This window comes from Thermococcus aggregans, from assembly GCF_024022995.1.
Classification (GTDB): Archaea; Methanobacteriota_B; Thermococci; order Thermococcales; family Thermococcaceae; genus Thermococcus_A; species Thermococcus_A aggregans.
Genome location: NZ_CP099582.1, coordinates 483,175 through 502,547 on the forward strand (window position 1 = coordinate 483,175; position 19,373 = coordinate 502,547).

Annotated in this window: 23 protein-coding genes; 14 read left to right on the forward strand and 9 right to left on the reverse strand. The window is 42.3% G+C overall.

Annotated elements, in window-relative coordinates; genetic code table 11:
* Window position 1: 1 nt before the first annotated feature.
* Entirely contained in the window at window positions 2-538 is a 537-nt protein-coding gene (locus tag NF865_RS02770) for a helix-turn-helix domain-containing protein (RefSeq protein WP_253305090.1), read from the reverse strand.
* An 80-nt stretch (window positions 539-618) separates the two neighbouring features.
* On the opposite strand from NF865_RS02770, the gene NF865_RS02775 reads away from it, so the two are divergent.
* From NF865_RS02775 to NF865_RS02785, 3 genes are all read left to right on the forward strand, one after another.
* Window positions 619-1,113, forward strand: coding sequence for a class III signal peptide-containing protein (locus NF865_RS02775; protein WP_253305091.1), 495 nt, complete (start codon window positions 619-621; stop codon window positions 1,111-1,113).
* A 150-nt stretch (window positions 1,114-1,263) separates the two neighbouring features.
* A complete protein-coding gene (locus tag NF865_RS10430) occupies window positions 1,264-1,731 on the forward strand; it encodes a class III signal peptide-containing protein (RefSeq protein ID WP_366513829.1) in 468 nt (155 codons plus the stop codon).
* Between the two features lie 50 nt (window positions 1,732-1,781).
* Window positions 1,782-2,159: a class III signal peptide-containing protein gene (locus NF865_RS02785; RefSeq protein WP_253305092.1), complete on the forward strand. Its 378-nt coding sequence runs from the start codon at window positions 1,782-1,784 to the stop codon at window positions 2,157-2,159.
* On the opposite strand, the gene NF865_RS02790 is transcribed toward NF865_RS02785, so the two are convergent.
* Both NF865_RS02790 and NF865_RS02795 read right to left on the reverse strand, forming a co-directional pair.
* The gene (locus tag NF865_RS02790; RefSeq protein WP_253305093.1) at window positions 2,141-2,587 is read right to left on the reverse strand and encodes a PIN domain-containing protein; all 447 of its coding nucleotides are present in this window, start codon (window positions 2,585-2,587) and stop codon (window positions 2,141-2,143) included. The genes NF865_RS02785 and NF865_RS02790 overlap by 19 nt on opposite strands.
* Entirely contained in the window at window positions 2,568-2,795 is a 228-nt protein-coding gene (locus NF865_RS02795) for a hypothetical protein (RefSeq protein WP_253305094.1), read from the reverse strand. Before NF865_RS02795 ends, NF865_RS02790 begins: the two co-directional genes overlap by 20 nt.
* A 121-nt stretch (window positions 2,796-2,916) precedes the next feature.
* On the opposite strand from NF865_RS02795, the gene NF865_RS02800 reads away from it, so the two are divergent.
* From NF865_RS02800 to NF865_RS02810, 3 genes are all read left to right on the forward strand, one after another.
* Complete coding sequence (locus NF865_RS02800; protein ID WP_253305095.1) at window positions 2,917-3,057, forward strand: hypothetical protein; 141 nt, start codon at window positions 2,917-2,919, stop codon at window positions 3,055-3,057.
* A 144-nt stretch (window positions 3,058-3,201) separates the two neighbouring features.
* Window positions 3,202-3,378, forward strand: a complete 177-nt coding sequence (locus NF865_RS02805; protein WP_253305096.1) for a hypothetical protein — start codon at window positions 3,202-3,204, stop codon at window positions 3,376-3,378.
* Window positions 3,379-3,496: 118 nt separating this feature from the next.
* Window positions 3,497-4,825: an ATP-binding protein gene (locus NF865_RS02810; RefSeq protein WP_253305723.1), complete on the forward strand. Its 1,329-nt coding sequence runs from the start codon at window positions 3,497-3,499 to the stop codon at window positions 4,823-4,825.
* 6 nt (window positions 4,826-4,831) lie between these two features.
* Here NF865_RS02810 and NF865_RS02815 read toward each other — a convergent pair whose 3' ends face one another.
* A complete protein-coding gene (locus tag NF865_RS02815; protein ID WP_253305097.1) occupies window positions 4,832-5,122 on the reverse strand; it encodes a MazG nucleotide pyrophosphohydrolase domain-containing protein in 291 nt (96 codons plus the stop codon).
* A 153-nt stretch (window positions 5,123-5,275) separates the two neighbouring features.
* On the opposite strand from NF865_RS02815, the gene NF865_RS02820 reads away from it, so the two are divergent.
* The 3 genes from NF865_RS02820 to prf1 all read left to right on the forward strand — a co-directional run bounded on the left by NF865_RS02820 (window position 5,276) and on the right by prf1 (window position 7,409).
* On the forward strand, window positions 5,276-5,854 hold the full coding sequence (locus NF865_RS02820; protein WP_253305098.1) for a HEAT repeat domain-containing protein: 579 nt from the start codon (window positions 5,276-5,278) through the stop codon (window positions 5,852-5,854).
* Complete coding sequence (locus NF865_RS02825) at window positions 5,847-6,083, forward strand: hypothetical protein (protein WP_253305099.1); 237 nt, start codon at window positions 5,847-5,849, stop codon at window positions 6,081-6,083. The genes NF865_RS02820 and NF865_RS02825 overlap by 8 nt, the downstream gene beginning before the upstream one ends.
* Before the next feature lie 78 nt (window positions 6,084-6,161).
* Window positions 6,162-7,409, forward strand: a complete 1,248-nt coding sequence (prf1, locus tag NF865_RS02830; RefSeq protein ID WP_253305100.1) for a peptide chain release factor aRF-1 — start codon at window positions 6,162-6,164, stop codon at window positions 7,407-7,409.
* On the opposite strand, the gene NF865_RS02835 is transcribed toward prf1, so the two are convergent.
* Entirely contained in the window at window positions 7,389-8,276 is an 888-nt protein-coding gene (locus NF865_RS02835) for a dihydrodipicolinate synthase family protein (RefSeq protein ID WP_253305101.1), read from the reverse strand. The two genes, prf1 and NF865_RS02835, sit on opposite strands and share 21 nt — an antisense overlap.
* A gap of 93 nt (window positions 8,277-8,369) precedes the next feature.
* The gene (locus tag NF865_RS02840; RefSeq protein ID WP_253305724.1) at window positions 8,370-10,304 is read right to left on the reverse strand and encodes an arginine--tRNA ligase; all 1,935 of its coding nucleotides are present in this window, start codon (window positions 10,302-10,304) and stop codon (window positions 8,370-8,372) included.
* Window positions 10,305-10,374: 70 nt separating this feature from the next.
* Here NF865_RS02840 and lplB point away from each other — a divergent pair, with 70 nt between their 5' ends.
* On the forward strand, window positions 10,375-10,662 hold the full coding sequence (gene lplB, locus NF865_RS02845) for a lipoate-protein ligase small subunit (RefSeq protein ID WP_253305725.1): 288 nt from the start codon (window positions 10,375-10,377) through the stop codon (window positions 10,660-10,662).
* Complete coding sequence (locus NF865_RS02850; protein ID WP_253305102.1) at window positions 10,652-11,209, forward strand: stage II sporulation protein M; 558 nt, start codon at window positions 10,652-10,654, stop codon at window positions 11,207-11,209. The genes lplB and NF865_RS02850 overlap by 11 nt, the downstream gene beginning before the upstream one ends.
* 31 nt (window positions 11,210-11,240) lie before the next feature.
* Here the strand turns inward: NF865_RS02850 and NF865_RS02855 are convergent, their stop codons facing one another.
* Window positions 11,241-12,329, reverse strand: coding sequence for a DUF354 domain-containing protein (locus NF865_RS02855; protein ID WP_253305726.1), 1,089 nt, complete (start codon window positions 12,327-12,329; stop codon window positions 11,241-11,243).
* Between the two features lie 297 nt (window positions 12,330-12,626).
* Here NF865_RS02855 and NF865_RS02860 point away from each other — a divergent pair, with 297 nt between their 5' ends.
* Both NF865_RS02860 and wecB read left to right on the forward strand, forming a co-directional pair.
* Window positions 12,627-13,913: a UDP-N-acetyl-D-mannosamine dehydrogenase gene (locus NF865_RS02860; protein ID WP_253305103.1), complete on the forward strand. Its 1,287-nt coding sequence runs from the start codon at window positions 12,627-12,629 to the stop codon at window positions 13,911-13,913.
* Complete coding sequence (wecB, locus tag NF865_RS02865) at window positions 13,910-15,043, forward strand: non-hydrolyzing UDP-N-acetylglucosamine 2-epimerase (RefSeq protein WP_253305104.1); 1,134 nt, start codon at window positions 13,910-13,912, stop codon at window positions 15,041-15,043. The genes NF865_RS02860 and wecB overlap by 4 nt, the downstream gene beginning before the upstream one ends.
* Before the next feature lie 30 nt (window positions 15,044-15,073).
* On the opposite strand, the gene NF865_RS02870 is transcribed toward wecB, so the two are convergent.
* Window positions 15,074-17,254, reverse strand: coding sequence for an alpha-amylase family glycosyl hydrolase (locus NF865_RS02870; RefSeq protein ID WP_253305105.1), 2,181 nt, complete (start codon window positions 17,252-17,254; stop codon window positions 15,074-15,076).
* Between the two features lie 47 nt (window positions 17,255-17,301).
* Window positions 17,302-18,558, reverse strand: a complete 1,257-nt coding sequence (locus tag NF865_RS02875) for a radical SAM protein (RefSeq protein WP_253305106.1) — start codon at window positions 18,556-18,558, stop codon at window positions 17,302-17,304.
* 150 nt (window positions 18,559-18,708) lie between these two features.
* On the opposite strand from NF865_RS02875, the gene trpY reads away from it, so the two are divergent.
* Window positions 18,709-19,209 (forward strand): TrpY family transcription regulator, encoded by a 501-nt coding sequence (gene trpY, locus NF865_RS02880; RefSeq protein ID WP_253305107.1) that lies wholly within the window; start codon window positions 18,709-18,711, stop codon window positions 19,207-19,209.
* Window positions 19,210-19,373: the final 164 nt, after the last annotated feature.

Sequence of the window (19,373 nt, forward strand, 5' to 3'; positions counted from 1 at the left end):
TTTACTCCCTTTCCTTCAAGATATGTTCTATGTCGTTGTAAATGGAATCCCTTGAAACGTTGAAGAGCCTTGCTATCTCAGAGATGTTTAGCGCTTTTGGATTCCATTCAAAAAGTTCGAGGGCTTTTCTCAAAATTGCCCTTCTCTCCTCAATGCTCAAGCTTTCGAGGTTTTCCCTTTCTCTTGGCACGTTTGCAACAGCTATTCCAACGGCGTATTTTCTTCTCGTTATGGGCATCGTGTAGGTTCCAAAGGCGAAGTCAACTACCTCAGCATTTTTTATTTTCTGCCCCATCTTTTCCTGGAGCCTCTCAAGGACGTCTTTCCCCGAGGAGTACTCGGCTATTATGATCTTATCGTAATTTTTGTCCGGCTTTACGCTTAGGGCTATTTTAATGCTCATGAAGGCTCCAAACGAGAGCTCAACTTTGGCTTTATCTATTTTTCCCGGAATTCTATCTAGGACTTGGGCTTTTTCTCTAAGCTCCTTTAAACAGCCTTCAACGCTAGATGATTCGCACTCTATAAAGACCAGCATTTCCATCACGCAGATTTGGTTATTACATAGGCAGAATTGGGGAAAAAGATATTTATTCTTTATCCAAAAATTGATCAAACATGAAGGGGAAAGGTCAAGGCTCTTTGGAGTATCTCTTCATGGTTGCAGCAGCTTTGATAATAATATTTGTTGTGGTTCACTATCTGGGAGAAAACAGCGTGAAAGCAAGTGAGCAAAGCCAAGTTGCCTCTTTACAAGCTCAGGCAGAACTGGCAAAGTCTTCCCTACAAGCCAAAGGCTTTTGGAACGATGAGCACTGCTTTTACATTCTTTCTACTTCGTATGCTCAAGACAAGGTCGGTTCCGAATACGGGATAAGCATAAAGGATAAAGGTCCAAATGGCGAGTGCAATCAAAATGACAAAGTGCTCTATTACGTTGATTACAGCGGCTCAGAGTACAGAGATGAAATTAAAGCCCTCTATGATAACGATAACTACAAGCTGAAAACCCTAAAAGAGCTTTATGACCTCTGCCTTGCAAACGACGAGAAGGCATGCAAGATAATAATTGCCCTTGATGAATCTTCTTGGATTCAACATGGGCAGTCCTAAAGTTTGGTTTAAGTATCTTCACCACTGGTTCTTTTTTACATTGCGAATGGACAATTTTGAGGGAGGGATATGCAAAATTGTGGGGAAAGATATTTATAGGTCTTTGACGTAATTTGTTTTTGAAGATATCCTTTCGGAGGTGTTGGTGAAATGATAAACCTGAAAAAGTTATTTAAAAGGAAGAAAGGTCAGGGTGCGCTGGAATACCTCTTCATGATTGCAGCAGCACTGATAATAATATTTGTGGTTGTTAGGTACATATCAAGCAGTGGGCAACAGGCTACATCACAAAGCGATATAGCTGCTCTACAAAGTCAAGCAGAACTTGGAAAATCCTCACTGCAAGCAAAAGACTGGTGGGATGATAATTATGTGGTGAAAGTTAATGGCAATAATCTAGAAATATATGCTAGTACCAGTGCTAGTAGTCCAGTAGCCACTATAGATATATCAGGTAGTGAGTATCTGACGGATATACAAAATATGAATACTGATTCAAACGGCTTTATTGATGTTGATGGAACTACTGGTGCAGATACTTTAGACAACCTATATGATGCATGTATGGGCGGTAATGCAGACGCTTGTAAAGTTTTAGCGGCCCTTGGTGGAACTTGATTTTTGTTTTCTTTTCTTAACTCTTTCAAATTTGTGAGAGGGAAAGATTAATGAAAAAAGCTCAAGGTTCTCTTGAGTATTCTGCCATGATTGCTCTTATCCTTGTGATAATACTAGTTGCGGTTTTTTACTTCGGTGAAGGTGTCGTCCCAAAGGCGATACAATCAAGTAAGCAAAATGAGATTTTACAGTATCAAAACAGTGTGGAAGTTATAAAATCTAACTATGAAGCCACAGAATCCTGGAACTTCCTCAAAAATGAAACCATCTCCTGCTCAAACTCTCAATGCACCTTCAACGGTGAGACAAAGAGTATAGACGATTCCACGTTTTCCTACTCGGATACTCTTGAGAACGCCTATAATAAGTGCATCTACGAGAACGACCTCGATTCATGCAAAGCGATAGTTTATGTTCTTGGGGATTGATCGCTTTTTTCAAGCGCTGAAAGGAGGCTTATAATTTCACTAGTGTTCATGACTTTAACATTTTTAATTTGCTTGAGTTTCTTGTCGTTGCTCCATACTGGACAGTTGAGTTTAATTGCCAGTGCTATGAAGTCTATGTCTCCTAAATCGGGTGTAATTTTAAGTGCCTCGGGAATTGTGTCTATGTACTCCTCTTCTGGAATTGGGATTATAATATGGGATAAAAGTCCTAAAATTTCTTCAAATTTTTCGGGGCTGATTCCAGCTTTTTTGATTATTACTTCTTTGTATTTCTGAAGTTCATCATAGGCATATTCGGGAGTGTATAAGTCCAAAAACCCTCTTAGTTTGTATATTATCTTCCTCGTGGTAGAATCTGACTTAAAGAAGGAGAAGAGAATATTTGTGTCAATTACGAGAGATTCCAAGCTTTTCCCTCCAGTAGGCTCTTCTCTCATTCTTTACTTTTTTTTCAAGTTGCTCTATGTCTTCATCAGTTAATTCGGAGTTTTTTAATTCTTTTTCGAGTTCCCTAAATAGGGCATCTATAAGGAGTTCTTTTCTAACGGCTCGTCTTATAAGGCGGATTAGGCTTTTATCAACTTTATTTGGGAGTTTTATCACGATCTCAGTCATAAGTCCCACCGCTAATGATTATTCACGTTGGTAAGTTAATAAGCGTTGCGGAATGCCATAACTTTAGGAAAGTCCAAAGTTTTTTGTATTATGATATTTAATTAATGTCGAGGGGTTTATTATGGATCCGAAGGTACGTGCAAGGGAAAATAAAAAAGAGATGGGGAAACTAATTAAAAAGGATCCAATTTGGGACACGATAGGAGTTTTGGAACTTGAAGAAGATGCTAGCGAGAGAGAAGACTGGGATAATTTATCCTGAAGGCATGTTATTGATTCACCATAATCCTTTTTTCCTTAGAGGTATTGCTTTTAGTGGTATTTATGGGGGAAATAGAAAAGATCCTGTGGGACTTTCCACTCTTCAAGACGTACGGGGAGAAGGAAAGATTTCAAGGTACTGGGGTTGTTAGTCTCTCATCAGATAACCCTTGAAAAAGCTGCTGAACTCCTTGAGATGGATGTGGAAAAACTCGTTTTCATACTGGATCTTCTTGAAATAGACTATTCCTTCTTGGACGAGGAAGAGACCAGATTGGAAAAAGAAGCCGTTGAGAAGCTCTTGGAGCAGTTCAAAAAATGAAGATAGTGCTTAATAATCCACTTGGATGTTTCTCTTTTGTATAATCTAGATTATATCTAATTATGATTAGTCGAAACACATTTATATTTTTGAAGCAAAGATAACTGTGGTGGTGATTATGAAATTTGTAGATAGAGAAAGAGAGATGGCTCTGCTCCAGAAGGAATGGGAAAACAGGCCTTCCTTCGTAGTCCTTTACGGTAAAAGAAGAGTTGGGAAGACAAGACTTCTCCAAGAATTTTCCAAAGACAAAAATCCCTTTTTCTTCACGTTCTCCCAAACAGTTAAGGAGATCCAAATTGAAGAGTTCAAACGAGAACTCGCAAAATTTCTCAATGATAAATGGCTCGAAAAGCTTGAACTCAATGATTGGAAGGAGCTTTTCACATACATGGCCGATAAACTTCCAGAAAAATCCCTAATAATCCTTGATGAGTTCACCTATGCCATAAAAAGTGACAAGAAGGTATTGAGTGACCTTCAGAAGGTTTGGGATCACGAGTTAACCAGAAAAGATGTCATGCTCGTAATCTCCGGGTCTTTGCTTGGAATGATATGGGACGATATTTTGAGCTATGCTTCTCCTCTTTATGGTAGAAGGACAAGGGACATCCACCTTAAAGAGTTCGACTACTTAAACGCCCTAAAATTCTTTGAAGATAAGGAATATGGTCTCAAAGTTTACATGCTTGTTGGAGGGATACCAACGTATCTCAACGTGGCGAAAAGATACAGAACGATTGAAGATCTTGTAACAGAGGAATTCTTGAGCGATGGGGGATTTTTCTACAATGAACCATACATACTACTCTCTCAAGAGCTCAGAGAGCTTAAGATGTACTTTTCAATACTGAGTGCCATTTCCCATGGAAATACGAGACTTGAAGAGATTGCCAACTTTGTGGGAAAGCCCGCAAGGAGCATCTACCCTTACATGGAAAATCTAATACGCTTAGGTTTTGTTGAAAAGGAAACTCCCATACTTGGAAAGAAAAAAAGAAGTTTGTACAAAATTAGAGATAGCCTCCTTCTCTCATGGTTTACATTAGTTTACCCGAATTGGGGGAAGATACCGATTGGGGCTGAAGTTGATAAAAATGCACTAGTAGCTCTCTTTTCGAGAAAATTTGAGGAAGTTGCGAAGGAGTTTTTGATATTAAAGAGGCCGTTTGACTTCAAGGAGGTTGGACGCTGGTGGTTTAAGGGAGAGGAGATAGATGTAGTTGCCATTGGAGAAAGCCAAGTTTACCTCTTTGAGGTGAAGTGGAGCGATCTTGACGAAAAAAAAGCTGAAGCTGTCCTGAGATCTCTGAAGAAGAAAGCCAGACTGCTTGATTTTGATGGGGATTTCTACTATGGAATAATAGCCAAATCGCTGAAAAACAAGAATGATCTTAGAGAAAAGGGCTTCTATGCATTTGACTTAGAGGATATTCTGGTGCTTTAGTCTTTTTCACTCCTTCTCGCACTCACAAGGATTCTTCCCGCAGTAGGGGCAGACGCCGGGGTATTTCTTTTTAGCGGCTTCTTCCACGTCAATACCCACTATGTTAGCCAAGCTGACGAGCCATGCTAGAACGTCGGCAAACTCCTCTTCCATTGCTTCCTTATCTCCTTTCCTCAAAGCCTCCGCTAGCTCGCCTATCTCCTCGCTGAACCAGAGAAAAGTCTTCTCTAAGCCCCTTTTCTCATCTCTGTGGAAGTAAAGCTCCCTAATCAACTCTTGGAATTCCTTTATGTGCATGTTCTCACCTCTATGAAGGCTCGGGTTGAGGTTTCATCACAATTCAGCGCAATTCGCTTTCCTCATTGCCCAGCTTTAAATTCTCAGGAGATTTTTAAACCTTAGCCAAAACTCATTTAAGGTTTGAAGTAGAAAATAGCTTAGTGATGGATTATGGGATTATTCTCCTTTGGCTCAAAAAAGAATAAGGTCATCAAGATGCTTTCAGAGGGAGACACTGAGAGTATTCTCCGCTCTGCAGCGAAAGATCCAAAATACGTAGATGCCATTGTGGAGCTCTTCACTGAGGAAAACCCGGGGATAAGGGGAGATGTCCTTTTGCTTGTTGGCGAGCTTACGACCAGGCATAGAGACCTTATGATGCCGTACGTTGAAGAAGGGCTTCCCTTAAAGGTGCTTTCGCTTGTAAATGACCCCGATCCTTACGTTAAAGAAAACGCGATGCAGACTTTTGAAATCATGTTGAGGTACTTTCCATGGGTTGGAGAGAAGTTTAGGAATGAAATAGCGTCCCTGCTACTTGATGTTCTTCAGGTGGGTGATAAGAACAGAAAGGCCTTTGCAATTCTAATGCTTGGGAGGCTTAAAGTGAAGGAAGCCATTCCTTTAATAGAGGAATTAAAAAACGTCAGTGATGCCGTGATTTTGCCTCTGGAGGGCATTAAATGGGTGCCCCTTGGGGAGATAGCAGATAGAGTTATAAAAGAACTTGGGGGTGGTGTAAATGATTAACGTCATTGTATTCCTTGTACTACTAATAATTGCCGCGGTAATAGTGGTTAAGCTGACCTTTGCTGTCCTCAGATGGATGGCAATGAACGCTGTAGTGGGTCTAATCCTCGTAGGGGTTCTAAATTATCTCGGAGTTACACATATAGAGCTCAACCTCATAAACTTCCTTATAATAGCCGTAGGCGGAATTTTGGGCGTTTTTCTTCTGGCTTTCTTGTCCTTCCTTTAGTCCTTTCCAAACCTTTATAAAGTCGAATTTTTAAAAATGCTGAGGGAGAGAGAAAATAAGTTGTTAGAGGTGATGTTCATGTCTCACAAATCAGCAGAGATGTATGAGCTTAAAAAGAAGGTTGAAGAGCTTAAAAAGATTAGAGGCCGAGGTACTGAGCTTGTATCTCTTTACATTCCTGCCGGATATGACATAAATAAGGTCATGCAGCAGCTTAGAGAGGAGTATGGTACGGCACAGAACATTAAATCAAAGACAACTCGAAAAAACGTCCTTGGGGCTCTGGAAAGGGCAATGCAGCACCTAAAGCTCTACAAGCAAACCCCAGAGACGGGCTTAGCATTGTTCGTTGGTAACGTTAGCGAGCAAGAGGGTGTAACAGACATACAGCTTTTTGCAATAATACCACCTGAGCCCTTAAACGTCAGGCTCTATCGATGTGACCAAACTTTTGTAACCGAGCCCCTTGAGGAGATGCTTCGAGTTAAGGACGCTTATGGCTTGATAACAGTCGAAAAGAACGAGGCAACGATAGGCCTTCTGAGGGGCAAAAAGATAGAGGTTATTGAGGAGCTTACCTCCAACGTTCCCGGAAAGACAAGAGCCGGTGGTCAGTCGGCACGAAGATATGAGAGGATTAGGGAGCAAGAGACTCATGAATTCATGAAGAGAATAGGGGAACATGCAACGGAAGCTTTCCTTCCACTGCTTGAAAAAGGCGAACTCAAAGGAATCATCGTCGGCGGTCCCGGACCTACAAAGGAGGAATTCGTTGAGGGAGACTACCTCCACCACGAGCTTAAGAAGAAAATCATAGGCGTTGTTGATATAAGCTACCACGGCGAATACGGGTTGAGAGAGCTCGTTGAAAAAGCAAGTGACATACTAAAGGAGCACGAGGTAGTTAAGGAGAGGAAACTCGTTCAAGAGTTCTTCAGGCACTTGGTTAAGGACACAGGTCTTATAACCTATGGAGAAAAGGAAGTAAGAAACGCTTTGGAGCTTGGGGCTGTTGATGTGCTCTTGATAAGCGAGGGCTACGATAGGGTTCGCGTTAGGGCAAAGTGCAACCACTGTGGCTGGGAAGAACTCAAGACAATGACTGAAAGCGAGTATGAAACTTATAAGAAAAACCTCAAAACATGCCCCAAGTGCGGAAGCCAAAACATAAGCTTTGAAAAATGGGACGTCGCTGAGGAGTTAATAAAAATGGCAGAAGAAAGCGGTGCCGACGTGGAAGTAATTTCCCTCGACACTGAGGAAGGCCAGCAGTTCTACAGGGCATTCGGAGGACTTGGAGCGATTCTAAGGTACAGGATCCAGTGATGCTAGTAGCTCTCTTATCTTCTCCCTCACTTCTTCTCCGTCCATGGTGTACGGTGGTCTGAGGACGGGTTTTATTGAAAAGCCTCTTATGCTCATTGCTATTTTTATTGCAGAGCTGAATGAGGATGCAATGTTATAAACCTTTGAGAGCTTTGCGAGCTTCTTAGCATATTCAACAGCCTTTTCAAAGTTCTTTTCCTCAAAGGCCTTGTAAAGAGCGAGGTGGAGCTCTGGGGCAAAGTTTGCACATGCCATTATCCCCCCATCTCCGCCAAGGATAAGCGTGTTGAGGAAGTGCTGATCCAAACCAGTGAAAACCTTGAAATCTTTTCTTTCTCCTTTAACCTCAAAGATGACATCTCTCACATGGTTTATGCTGTCTATGGTTTCCTTTATGCCCGCTATATTTGAATACTCCATGGCGAGCCTTTTGATGAGTGGAACGCTTAATGAATTAGCACAGCTCGGGATGTTGTAAAGGATTATTGGGATGTCCGTTTTTTCGGCAACTAATGAATAGTGGTTGAAAAGTGCCTCGTCGCTGAGCGGGCAGTAATACGGGGGAGCTATGACGACGTAATCCGCTCCAATGTCTTGAGCGTGCTTGGTAAGTTCAATAACTTCAAAGGTGTTTGTTGAAGCCGTCCCCACAAGATAAAACGTCGAAGTTACGAGTTCTCTCCCCTTCTCCGCGAGAAACTTCTTTTCCTCAAAGCTAAGGCTTGTGAATTCCCCGGTTGTTGCGTTGATAAAAATCCCGTGGACTCCGGCTTTTTGGAGATAGTTTATGTGTTCCTCCAATGCTTGCAGGTCTATGGAGTAGTCTTCGTTAAAAGGTGTTACAAGCGGAACTATAACTCCTCTCATTGAATCACCAAAATAAATAGGGCTCAAGATATTTTAGGTTTGTGGAATATTCATATTCTTCCTGAAACTTTCAGAAGAGAAAAAGAAAAAGGCTCACATAACCTCTGGGGCTTCTATTCCCATAAGCTCAAGGGCGTTCTTGAGAACTTGCTTTGTAGCCAAGACTAAGAGGAGCCTCGTCTCCTTTATCCCTTCCTCAGCTTTTAGAACTGGCAGTGCCATGTAAAATCTGTTGAAGACCATAGCCACTTCGTTTGCGTAATTTGCTATTAGGTTGGGCTTTATGTCCCTTCCAGTTATTTTTATGACTTCTGGGAATTTGGAGAGGACTTTTATGAGCTCTTTTTCTTTCAAGTCGAGGTTTGAGAAGTCTGCTTTGCTCAGCAGTTCTTCTGCCTCAACAGGTATTCCTTCCTCTTTGGCCTTCCTTATGATAGAGCAGCACCTCGCGTGGGCGTACTGGATATACGGGGCGCTCTCGCCTTCAAAGTTCAGCACATCGTCCCATCTGAAGGTTATTATCTTCTCTGGTGAGTATTTTAGCATGTTGTATCTTACTGCGCCTATCCCGACTACCTCTGCTATTCTTTCCTTTTCCTCTTCGCTCAAGCTTGGGTTTTTCTCTTCCACGAGTTCCTTGGCTCTCTTTACAGCCTCATCAAGCACCTCATCTACAGTAAATCCTATCCAAGTCCCTTTTCTTCCGCTGAACTTCCCTTCGGGCCTTACGACGTGTTCATAGGCTAGGTGGTAGAAGTTCTTGTACGCCTCTTCGTAACCGAGAAGCTTGAGAGCATATGCAACTGCCTTCTGCTCGTACCTCTGCTCGGAACCAACGACGTTTATCACTATATCGGCGTTTGCAAACCTGCCAGGCATTTTCTCGCCCTCCTTCGCCGTGGTCCAGGTTTCATGGTCGTCCTTCTTGTCCCAGAGCTTGTAGCGCATATCTGCCTTAACTTTGCCAAACTTCCATAGGTGATAGGCTATGTCCTTTCCAGTGTACGTTGCCGTTCCGTCGCTCCTTATAAGCACCATATCTGGGTTTTCCATGTCTGGAAAGAGGTCTCCAAGCTTCATAATGAATGCTCCTTTGTATTTGCCCTCTTTTGCCCATTCAAAATGCTCGTTCTTCTCTATCATGGCGTATGCTTCTTCGAATATGCCGCTTTTCACTATGTCGCTTTCCCAGCTGAGCAAATCGTAGAAGATATTCATCCTGTAAGTGGTCTCCATTTGAGCTCTAACGACCCTCTCTGCTAATTTTCTACCCTCTTCGGCTATTTCATTGTCTCCTTCTTCCAGTTTCTTCATAAGCGCCCTTATCTGCTTCTCCACTTCTGGGTTTTCTTCCATCCTCTTGTGAACCTCAACATAGAGCAAACCCAAGGCGTGATCAATTACCTCGCCTTTGGAAAGTCCTTTCTTTTTGAGCTCATCAACGATTTTTTCAAACTCGTCCTTTAAGTTAAGGTAGCCCCACAAAACCTGAGCGAACTGGACTCCGAGGTCGTCTATGTAATTCTGCACTTCAACTTTGTAGCCGAGTTTTCTCATAATCCTGGCGACCGTATCTCCAAGAATGGAGTTCCTTGCGTGCCCCATGTGGAGTGGCTTGGTTGGGTTTACGGAGGTGTGCTCCACTATAACCTTTTTTCCGTTCCCTATGTTGCTTTCCCCGAATTTGTCGCCTTTTTCAAGGATTTCCTCTGTGATAATCCTTCCGAATTTTTCATAGTCTAAAAAGAAGTTTATGTATCCAGCGCCAGCAACCTCAACCTTTGAGATGTACTCGGGAAGCTTTCCTTCCAGTTTTGATACAATCTCTTGGGCTATCATCCTTGGGGCTTTTCTCAATACCTTTGCGAGCTGAAAAGCTACAGTGGTAGCAAAGTCACCGAGCTCCATGCTGGGTGTTTCATCAAATAAAATCTCTCCTTCCCACGTTTTGCCCTCTTTTTCGAGCATTTCTAAAATGACATTTTCTAATATCTCTTTGACCTCTCTCTTCACATCATCGTAAGCCACGCTTACCACCCGCTTCCCATTTTTCATAAACCTTTAAAAACTACCCGCTTTAAATTTGTCTGTGGTGGGTATGAAAAGGATAGGTGAGCACAAAGCCAAAAAAGGTCTTATAAGGTTTGAAATTGAGGATGAAGACGGCATTGCAAAAGACGTAAAGATTACCGGCGACTTTTTTGTCTATCCAGAGGAGACAATCGGCGAACTTGAGAACGCCTTAAAGGGAAAACGGCTTGAGGAACTTGAGAAAGCAATAGAAGAGTTCTTTGCGGTAAGGCTGGACGTTGAGATGCCTTACATAAACGTTGAGGACTTTAAGGTCGCCCTTAAAAATGCTCTGCGTGGTGAAAATGAGAACTAAAGTCTTCTACGCTTTTCTTGGAGTCTTTCTCACTGGAGTTCTCTTTGGGGTAGTATTCTCTATTTTGAGTCCGAGCTCCGCTGAGAACTTATTCTCAAACCTTAGGCAGTTTTTTGGAGGAGTTGTGGAGGAAAACACCGACAAATTTGGCCTTTTCGCCTTTATATTTCTCAACAATTCGAGAGTTGCAGTGATATGTGCTCTTGGCGGCCTACTTTTTGGCATAGTTCCCGCGGGGATACTGTTCTTTAATGGCTTTATAGTAGGTATAGTGATCAAATACTTCAACGCGCAGGGAGAAAGCTTGGCAAAAATCCTTCTGGCGATTATCCCCCATGGAATAATAGAGATCCCGGCTTTTGCAGTTGCGGGCCTTGGTGGGGTGGAGTGGTATCTTGAGCTAATTAACGGAGAAGGAAGCTTAGGAGAGAGGTTCTTGAGCGGATTCAGAAAATCCATGAAAATGCTTGCTTTGTCTTTGATAATGCTCCTAGTGGCAGCATTTGTTGAAGCTTATGTCACTCCAGTTATCGCTTCGGTTGTTTAAAATGAAATCAAAGAAAAAGTAATTTTAACTTTCATCTTTTGTCCACTAGCTCTCCTGCGGCAACTTTTGGAGCAGGGAAGGTGCCGTATTCCTCGTAAATTTCGACTTCTCTTAAGAATGCATCTATTGGGTTTTCCATGGATGCAATTACACTTCTAATATGCTTCCTAAACGCCCCGTTCTTTCTCATAAGCTCCCAGGCCTTTTCTGAAACCTTTATGGGGTCTGTTGAGTGGAACTTAATGCCAAGGCTTATAAGCCACTTTGTGATTGCCAAAAGCCTGCCTGGGTAAGTTGAAATGGTCGGAGTTCCTAAAGCCAGGGCTTCTCTGTTCATTGTTCCTCCTGCACCGATCATCAGCTTTGCATAGTAAAGGAGAGACAAGCTGTCTGTAACGTGTTCTGGGATTATGACGTTCTCAAAGTGTTCAAAGCGCTTCTTTTGACTTTCCGTTCTTGGGAATAGAACTATGGGAATTTCGGGGAGTAAGGGAATCACGTTTTCGAGGACACTCTTCTCGGCATCGCCGTTAAAGTAGTTGGCCTTTATAGGTTCGGTTCTCATTACAATGTAGCTGTATGGGGATAAGCCGAGTTCTTTTAGGGGCTTTTTGCTGGGGATGAAGCCATAGATGTGGGCTAATTCGGGAATGCCGTTTATTGGCTTAAGGGAATTTACATCTGCCCCGCATTTTATGAGTTCATATGCGTCTATGGCCTTTGGATAGATTAATCTTCTCGTGAAGGGCAGCATGAGCTTGTTGACAGCTACGGCAGTGTCGTTGTCGGCAAACCCAATTGTGGGAATTCCCAATCCAAAAGCCACCCTTGGAGCTTCGGGAGAATTTTTATAGAGGGCCAAATCCGGTTTTTCCTCAATTATGAGTTTGGATAGCTTGTATTGTCTTTCGGTACTTGCTATAAGCTTTCCTTCAAGAGTTGATCCGCCGTGTTTGCCCACAACATAGTAATCTATCCCCAACATGTCCAAAATTCCAGTTAGGCCGTCAAATTCCCTTGTAGTTACCAACACTTCGTGCCCTCTCTTTTCGAGCTCCCTGATTATACCTTTGAAAAAGTGAGCGTGAGGTGAGTTGACAATATCTATCCATATCTTCACGAATTTCACCCATTGTTATGAACAGCCTTGTCCATTAAAAGGGTTTCCATAAAACGGTTTTCTAACCTTAACTTCTCAAGCTACAGTATGGTTCTTTGTTTTGTTAATCGTTTATTACGCTTTCAGTTCTTGAAATAATGCATAAAATCAAAGTAATTTGTCAAATCTCCCTCAATAAATGTGTTTTGGGCGAATTTTCCTGAAGTTTCTTGAGAAATCTTCGGGATTACCACTTGAAATTGTTTCGTGGAAAAACCTTAAATTTTGATGTTCAATCTTTCTCCTTGGTGAGAACGCATGAGAGAAAAAATAGCTGACAGAAGCGCTGAGATTGCTGTTATAGGCTTAGGTTATATCGGTCTCCCTACGGCAATCATGTTTGCCAATGCTGGATTCAAAGTTGTAGGGTATGAAATAAGGGAAGATGTTGTGAAAAAAGTAAATTCTGGAACTTCTCATATAATTGAGCCCGAAATAGAGGATATGTTAAGGAAGGCAATTGAAAACGGAAATTTGAGAGCCACCTCGGATAAAAAAGAGATAGCGGGTAAAGATGTCTACATAATATGTGTCCAGACTCCCCTGAAAGAAGATAAAACTCCGGATTTAAGTTATCTTGAAAACGCCGTCAGAACGACTGCTGAATCCATGAAGAAAGGCTCTCTCGTGATCATAGAGAGTACTGTTCCCCCCATGACGACCCTAAGAATGGCAAAGCTTATAGAAGACATAACCGGGTTTAAGGCTGGAGAGGACTTTTACATGGTTCATGCTCCCGAAAGGGTCATGCCGAGAAGGATATTCAAGGAGCTCGTTTATAATTCCAGAATACTTGGAGGAATAAACGAAGAAAGCGCCGAACTAGCTGAACTTTTGTACAGAACCTTTGTAAAAGGTCAGATTTTCAAGACGAACTCTACCACAAGTGAAATGGTAAAGCTCATGGAGAACACCTTCAGAGATGTGAACATTGCTCTGGCAAACGAGTTCGCATTTTTAGCTCACCAATATGGAATTGATGTTTTCGAGGCTATTGAGCTCGCTAATACCCATCCGAGAGTTAAAATACACATGCCGGGAATTGGTGTTGGCGGTCATTGCTTGCCAAAAGACTCCTATTTGCTTCTCAGTTCTGCAAAAGAAGATTTTGGATTGATAAAGAAAGCAAGAGAAATCAATGAAGACATGCCTCTCTTTGCAAAGGATCTTCTTATAGATGCCCTGAAAACAATTAACCTTCCTGTAGAAGAAGCGATTGTAGTGGTTTTGGGACTGGCATACAAGGGTTATTCAGACGATACAAGGAATTCACCAGCCCTTAAGTTTATTGAAGAGATAAAAGATATCGTTATGGAAGTGAGAACTTACGACCCCTATGTAAAGGGAACGCATGAGAACCTTGAAGATGCCCTAAAGGGAGCAGACGCCGTTGTGATAGCGACTGATCATCCAGAATTTAAGACTCTGGACTGGCAGGCACTGGGAAGGCTTATGAGGAACAAAATTCTTATAGACGGGAGACATGTTGTGAAGAATCCTCCGAAAGGGTTTGTATTTAAGGGAATCGGGAGGGGCGAGTATTGAGGCCGGCGTTTGTCTTCGGTACAAGACCAGAGATAATAAAACTTGCACCGGTGATAAGGGCATTCGAAAGAAGGGGTATTGAGCCCCTAATGATCCACACGGGACAGCACTATGATTACGAAATGAGCAAGATTTTTTTGGAAGAGCTGGAGCTCCACAAAATTGACTACCATCTTGAAGTGGGCTCTGGAACCCAGGCATATCAAACGGGAATGGCGATGATAAAGATAGAGGAGGTTCTCATGAAAGAGAAGCCGGATGTTACATTAGTTCAAGGGGACACCAACACAGTCTTAGCTGGTGCCTTGGCGAGTGTCAAGCTTAAAATTCCTGTTGCCCACGTTGAAGCCGGTCTTAGGAGCTTTGATAGGACAATGCCGGAAGAAATAAATAGAATCTTAGCAGATCATGCAAGTGAAGTCCTTTTTGCCCCAACTGAGGATGCAAAGAAAAACCTTGAGAGGGAAGGAATAATTGAAGGGGTGTATGTCGTTGGAAATACAATAGTTGATTCCGTTCTCCAGAATTCAGAAATAGCCGAAAAGAAAAGCAGGATTCTGGAAAAGTTGGGGTTAAAGCCAAAAGAATATGCTCTTTTGACTGCTCATAGAGCTGAAAACACTGATAGTGAAGAGAACCTCAAAAAACTCGTGGAAATAATAACTTCCTTGCCGATAACTGTAGTGTATCCGGTACACCCAAGAACGGAAAAGAGGCTAAAAGCCTCAGGCTTATGGGAAAAGCTGAAAGCGAAGGAACACGTGATTCTCACAAAACCCCTTGGCTATCTTGACTTTTTGAAGCTGCAGAAAAACGCTAAAATTGTTTTAACTGACTCAGGTGGAATTCAAGAAGAGAGCATAATCCTTAACGTCCCGTGCTTGACTCTACGCTACAACACGGAAAGACCGGAGACAATAAAAGCTGGAGGGAACGTTTTAGTTGGCCTTGAGAAAGACAGAGTTCTCCACTACGTAGAGAAGCTCTTGAACGATGAAGAATTCTACAGAAGGATGGCAAATGCTAAGAACCCCTTTGGGGATGGAAAAGCGGGAGAAAGAATTGCCGAGATTCTTTTGGATCTTTATGAGAAGGGGAAATTGAGAGTGAAAAGTTCGAGATTTATTTGAATGGTTAAAAAATAAACAAAATAAAAAAGGCTATGTCTTTACGAGTACCAGAACTTCCAGCCCTGGAACTGTTATCTCTTTCTCAAATATTTTCTCTCCTTCTGGCCATATCTGCTTCCATTTGCCTGGAGGAAGGGGAATAGATGTGTCTTTGGGGACGTTGTTTGCAATTACAAGAACCTCGTCATCATGTCCCCTGAAAAATGCTAGGACGCCTTCTTTTGAGGTGTAGAACTTTATTTTGCTGCTTGTTAACGCCGGAACGCTTTTTCTTAAATCTGCGAGGCTCTTGTAATGGTTTAACACATCTTCATTCACGGTATCCCATTGTATTGGGTATCTATGGGAGTCAAAGTGTTCTTTGTCCCCTAGGAGGCCTCTTTCATCTCCTTGGAAAGTTACGGGCATGCCTGGAAGAGTGTATAAGAGCGTTGAAAGAAGTTTTAGTCTCTGAATTGCTTCTGGCTTTGGTGTGTCTCCTAAATTGCCACCTCCTAAATCTGTAAGGACTCTTGAAGTGTCATGGGAGCTTACCAGATTAAAACCCATGGCAATGACGTTTTCTCCGTAGCTTGCGTAGTATCTGCCCAAAAGCTCCAGCGTTCTTTCTCCATTCCAGTCTCCCCTTGCGTAAGCAAGGAGTATATCTCTTCCGAGAGCGTAGTTCATGAGGGAGTCGAACATGTTTCCCTGCACCCATCTCGGAGAAAGCTCCCATATTTCGCCCACTATGTATGCATCGGGGTGCTTTTCCTTGATGGCTTTCCTTAGCTCGGAGAAAAATTCCTCGGCGTTTATGAGCTCTTGTGGCGCATCTATCCTAATGCCGTCAAAGCCAAAGTCAAGCCAGTGCAGTGCGGCACCTATTAAATATTCCTTGACCTCTGGATTGGCTGTGTTGAGCTTGGGCAAACTTCCGAGTCCCCACCACCCAAGATATGCTTTTCCATCTCCCAACTTAAATGGCCATCTCTGCACAAAGTACCAGTTCCAGTAAGGGCTTTTCTTTCCTCTTGATGCCACATCCAGAAACGCCCAATGTCCAATTCCGCTGTGGTTGGGGACAAAGTCAAAGATAATTCTTATACCTCTCTTATGAGCTTCTTCAATGAGAATCTTTAGGTCTTCTTCGCTTCCAAACTGTGGATCGAGGCGGTAATGGTCGTATACATCGTAACCGTGAGCGCTTCCAGCTAGAAATATCGGGTTTAGGTAGATAACAGTAACCCCAAGTTCTTGAAGGTAATCCAGCTTTTCGAGTATCCCTTTTATATCTCCTCCAAAGTACTGGTGACAGCAGTGAAGTGGGCTTATTGGGTCGCTCCAATTTGATAGAATGGGCCTTTCATTTATAAGCTCATTAAACCAAAACTCATCGGTTTGGAGAGCTAATGCATCATTGCTTGGATCACCGTTATTAAAGCGATCCGGAAATATCTGGTAGCCTATTCCTTTGCTCACCCACTCCACTTGGGGGAACCTGTTTATCCCATCAAAGGTGAAGAATGGATTTTTGGAGGTATTAAGGACGAGAACCTCTCCATTGTTTGTTGTGAGTTTGAAGTAGTATTCTATGGGGCTTACCTCTTGAATCTCCACTCTCCAGACTTCTCCAGACCCCCACCATAGCTGACGCTCCATTTTGTATTCTCCATTGGAAGCCACGAGAAATGCCGATTGTATCTGGTTGGGTTGTACCTTGAACCTAATTACCGTTCTATTATCGGCAATCGATAGATAAGCGGGGTTCTTAGGGTCGTGTTCTATTATCAGGCCTTGTTCCCCTTTTACGATTTTAACGGCGTTTTTTCCGCCAAATCCGTCATCTACGTAAGCATCTGCTGTGGGATCAACTGCTGACATATCTTTTATCCATTCGCCATCTACAAAGAATTTGTATTCGTATCTGCCGGGATTTAAGCATACTGTCCTTACCCATGTTCCATTCTCATTTTTCATGGGCAGTTCTCCCCAGTCGTTAAAGCTTCCTCGCAGACTCACAGAAGTAACGTTTTCTTCTGGTTGGTATCTGAACGTGACGGGCACTTTACCTGGTGGACACATATTTTGGCTTTTTTCGTTTATGTAGATGGGGGGATAGTTTCCTGAGGGAAGTTTTAGCTCTTGGGTTGTGGGTGATTGAAGGCATCCTGATGCTATTATATTTAACATGAACATTAGCAAAAGAAGAGCCCCAAAGCGCCGTCTCATTTAAGTATCACCGAAAGTGATATCATTGGTGATGTATATTAAGTTTTCTAAACTGGAGTTCCAACGTAAATCCCGTGCCTTGTTCTCACAATCTTTACCTTGATTTCGTCTCCAACTTTTGCATTCGTGTTTATAATCTCTATCAACCTATTTCTCGCAGTTCCCAGCATTTCTCCCTCAATTCTTCCGGGGAGGATAACCTTTACTTTGACAACTTCTCCAACGTGGAACTGCAGAGGGATGAACCTCCTTCTGTGCATTCCAAAGTGTTCTGGCCTTAGAACAAGAGGCCTCATCCCAGTTTTTTCTTCTAAAGCTCTAAGCCATGCGTAAAATTCTTTAAACGATAGGAACTTTACCGTGGGACGTCTGCCAAACTTGTAGGGGACATAATTCTGGAAACCCAAAGCGGGCCATCTTTTTCCGGCACCAATTTTCCGGACGAATTCTATAAATGCTTCTGCCTCATTGTCGTTTATTCCGAAGATTATTACCGGGGCCAAAAGAACATCAATCCCGGCATTTATAAGCGCCTCTGCCATCTCCAAAACGTGGTTAAGGTCGTAGTCCTTCATTCCCATTAGCATTTTTGCTTTTTCGGGATCAAGGGAATGAATTGAGAGGTTCACCCTATCCAGCCCTGCCTCTGCTAGCTCCTCAACAAGCTTGTCGTTTAGCAGTGCTCCATTGCTCTGCAGTGAAATTACGCTGACGTTTGGGTTTTCCCTAAGCCCTTGAACCAGCTCCACAATAAATGGATATAGTAGTGGTTCTCCTTGTCCATCTAAATGTGCCTCAAGCCCTTTGCCTTTAAATCTGGCAACTTCATCAAACCATTTTAGCAGGTAGTCAACATCAACAACGTAATCGAGAAGTCGGGTTCTTGAATAGGGCCCTTCATCAACAGAGCAGAAAATACATGAGAGGTTGCACCCTGTTGATCCTCTAACTTGGATTAAATTTGTACCCCTATCTATTAGCCCGAACCCGTTGTAGCCTAAGAGGGGCACTTCCATTCCTTCGTGGATGTACAGCACTTTTCTTCTTGTGTACCTGTTTTTCAAAAATTCTCCGAGGTGGCTCTGAATTAAAAAAGCAATAAATTTCTCAATCTCTTCGTTTTCTGTGTTTACAACAAGGTATCCATTTTCAACACTAATTTCGGGTTTAATTTTGAATTTCCTTCTAATTGCCTTTTCAAGAAGGGATTTTTCAAAATCAGCATAAAGAGTGTTTCTCCAAACCAGTCTTATGTTAGTGTCCACTTCTTCGAAATAGGAATTTGGGAACTTTATTCTCATCATGTTCCCCCTTAAGGGTGGGGTCTTTTAAAATTTTAGCAAAGCTTATAAAACATAATAGAACACAGTTCCGCATGGAAACATTTTAATACTTTATGCGATATATAGTCTAATGATGGACTACTGTGGACAAATGTGGGAGAGGTGAGGGAAATGTGGGGCAAACTTGAGCACTACTTTGACGAGTATCCAGTGAGAAAGCAAATAGCAAAACTGTTATTGAAATATGGCCTCAAGGTTTCAGATGACATGAAAATCAAATGCGGTGAGATAGAGGTTCCATATACCAAAATAGCCAAAGCTCTTGATGTAGATAGAAGAGTCGTCAAAGAGACCGTTGCCATGATACTAAAAATCCCTGAACTTAGAGAGATATACACAAACCTTGAGCCAACAGTGCACATGAAGTATGTCGGAAGGCACGTCGGTTATGGAGTCATAGAAATAGAACCAGAGCCAAGGGCTATAGGAATACTGGCAAAAGTTGCATCGAAGATTGCAGAAAGGGGAATAAACATTGTACAGGTCGTTGCAGAGGATCCCGAGCTTTATCCTGAGGCCACTTTAACAATAATCACCGAGAAGCCGATTCCTGGCGATCTAATAAACGAACTCTCAAAGCTTGAAGGTGTTAAGCGTATTTCTATTTACTGATTACTGAGCTTCTTTTCAACTTTTTTATATTGACGTTGGTTACATGGTTGAAATATCGGCTTGGTACTATAGTTAATTTTTGCTTTTGATTCTTCGCAACTTTAGTCCAGAAACTTTTCTTTTTGTCAAATTTGAAAAAACGAAGTTCTATTTCTTTAACCATT

Bases quoted from the DNA above. Each gene is read 5' to 3' on its own strand.
- NF865_RS02770 (WP_253305090.1), bottom strand. From the start codon at position 538: ATGCTGGTCTTTATAGAGTGCGAATCATCTAGCGTTGAAGGCTGTTTA.
- NF865_RS02775 (WP_253305091.1), top strand. From the start codon at position 619: ATGAAGGGGAAAGGTCAAGGCTCTTTGGAGTATCTCTTCATGGTTGCA.
- NF865_RS10430 (WP_366513829.1), top strand. From the start codon at position 1,264: ATGATAAACCTGAAAAAGTTATTTAAAAGGAAGAAAGGTCAGGGTGCG.
- NF865_RS02785 (WP_253305092.1), top strand. From the start codon at position 1,782: ATGAAAAAAGCTCAAGGTTCTCTTGAGTATTCTGCCATGATTGCTCTT.
- NF865_RS02795 (WP_253305094.1), bottom strand. From the start codon at position 2,795: ATGACTGAGATCGTGATAAAACTCCCAAATAAAGTTGATAAAAGCCTA.
- NF865_RS02800 (WP_253305095.1), top strand. From the start codon at position 2,917: ATGGATCCGAAGGTACGTGCAAGGGAAAATAAAAAAGAGATGGGGAAA.
- NF865_RS02810 (WP_253305723.1), top strand. From the start codon at position 3,497: ATGAAATTTGTAGATAGAGAAAGAGAGATGGCTCTGCTCCAGAAGGAA.
- NF865_RS02815 (WP_253305097.1), bottom strand. From the start codon at position 5,122: ATGCACATAAAGGAATTCCAAGAGTTGATTAGGGAGCTTTACTTCCAC.
- NF865_RS02820 (WP_253305098.1), top strand. From the start codon at position 5,276: ATGGGATTATTCTCCTTTGGCTCAAAAAAGAATAAGGTCATCAAGATG.
- NF865_RS02825 (WP_253305099.1), top strand. From the start codon at position 5,847: ATGATTAACGTCATTGTATTCCTTGTACTACTAATAATTGCCGCGGTA.
- prf1 (WP_253305100.1), top strand. From the start codon at position 6,162: ATGTCTCACAAATCAGCAGAGATGTATGAGCTTAAAAAGAAGGTTGAA.
- NF865_RS02835 (WP_253305101.1), bottom strand. From the start codon at position 8,276: ATGAGAGGAGTTATAGTTCCGCTTGTAACACCTTTTAACGAAGACTAC.
- lplB (WP_253305725.1), top strand. From the start codon at position 10,375: ATGAAAAGGATAGGTGAGCACAAAGCCAAAAAAGGTCTTATAAGGTTT.
- NF865_RS02850 (WP_253305102.1), top strand. From the start codon at position 10,652: ATGAGAACTAAAGTCTTCTACGCTTTTCTTGGAGTCTTTCTCACTGGA.
- NF865_RS02860 (WP_253305103.1), top strand. From the start codon at position 12,627: ATGAGAGAAAAAATAGCTGACAGAAGCGCTGAGATTGCTGTTATAGGC.
- NF865_RS02870 (WP_253305105.1), bottom strand. From the start codon at position 17,254: ATGAGACGGCGCTTTGGGGCTCTTCTTTTGCTAATGTTCATGTTAAAT.
- NF865_RS02875 (WP_253305106.1), bottom strand. From the start codon at position 18,558: ATGATGAGAATAAAGTTCCCAAATTCCTATTTCGAAGAAGTGGACACT.
- trpY (WP_253305107.1), top strand. From the start codon at position 18,709: ATGTGGGGCAAACTTGAGCACTACTTTGACGAGTATCCAGTGAGAAAG.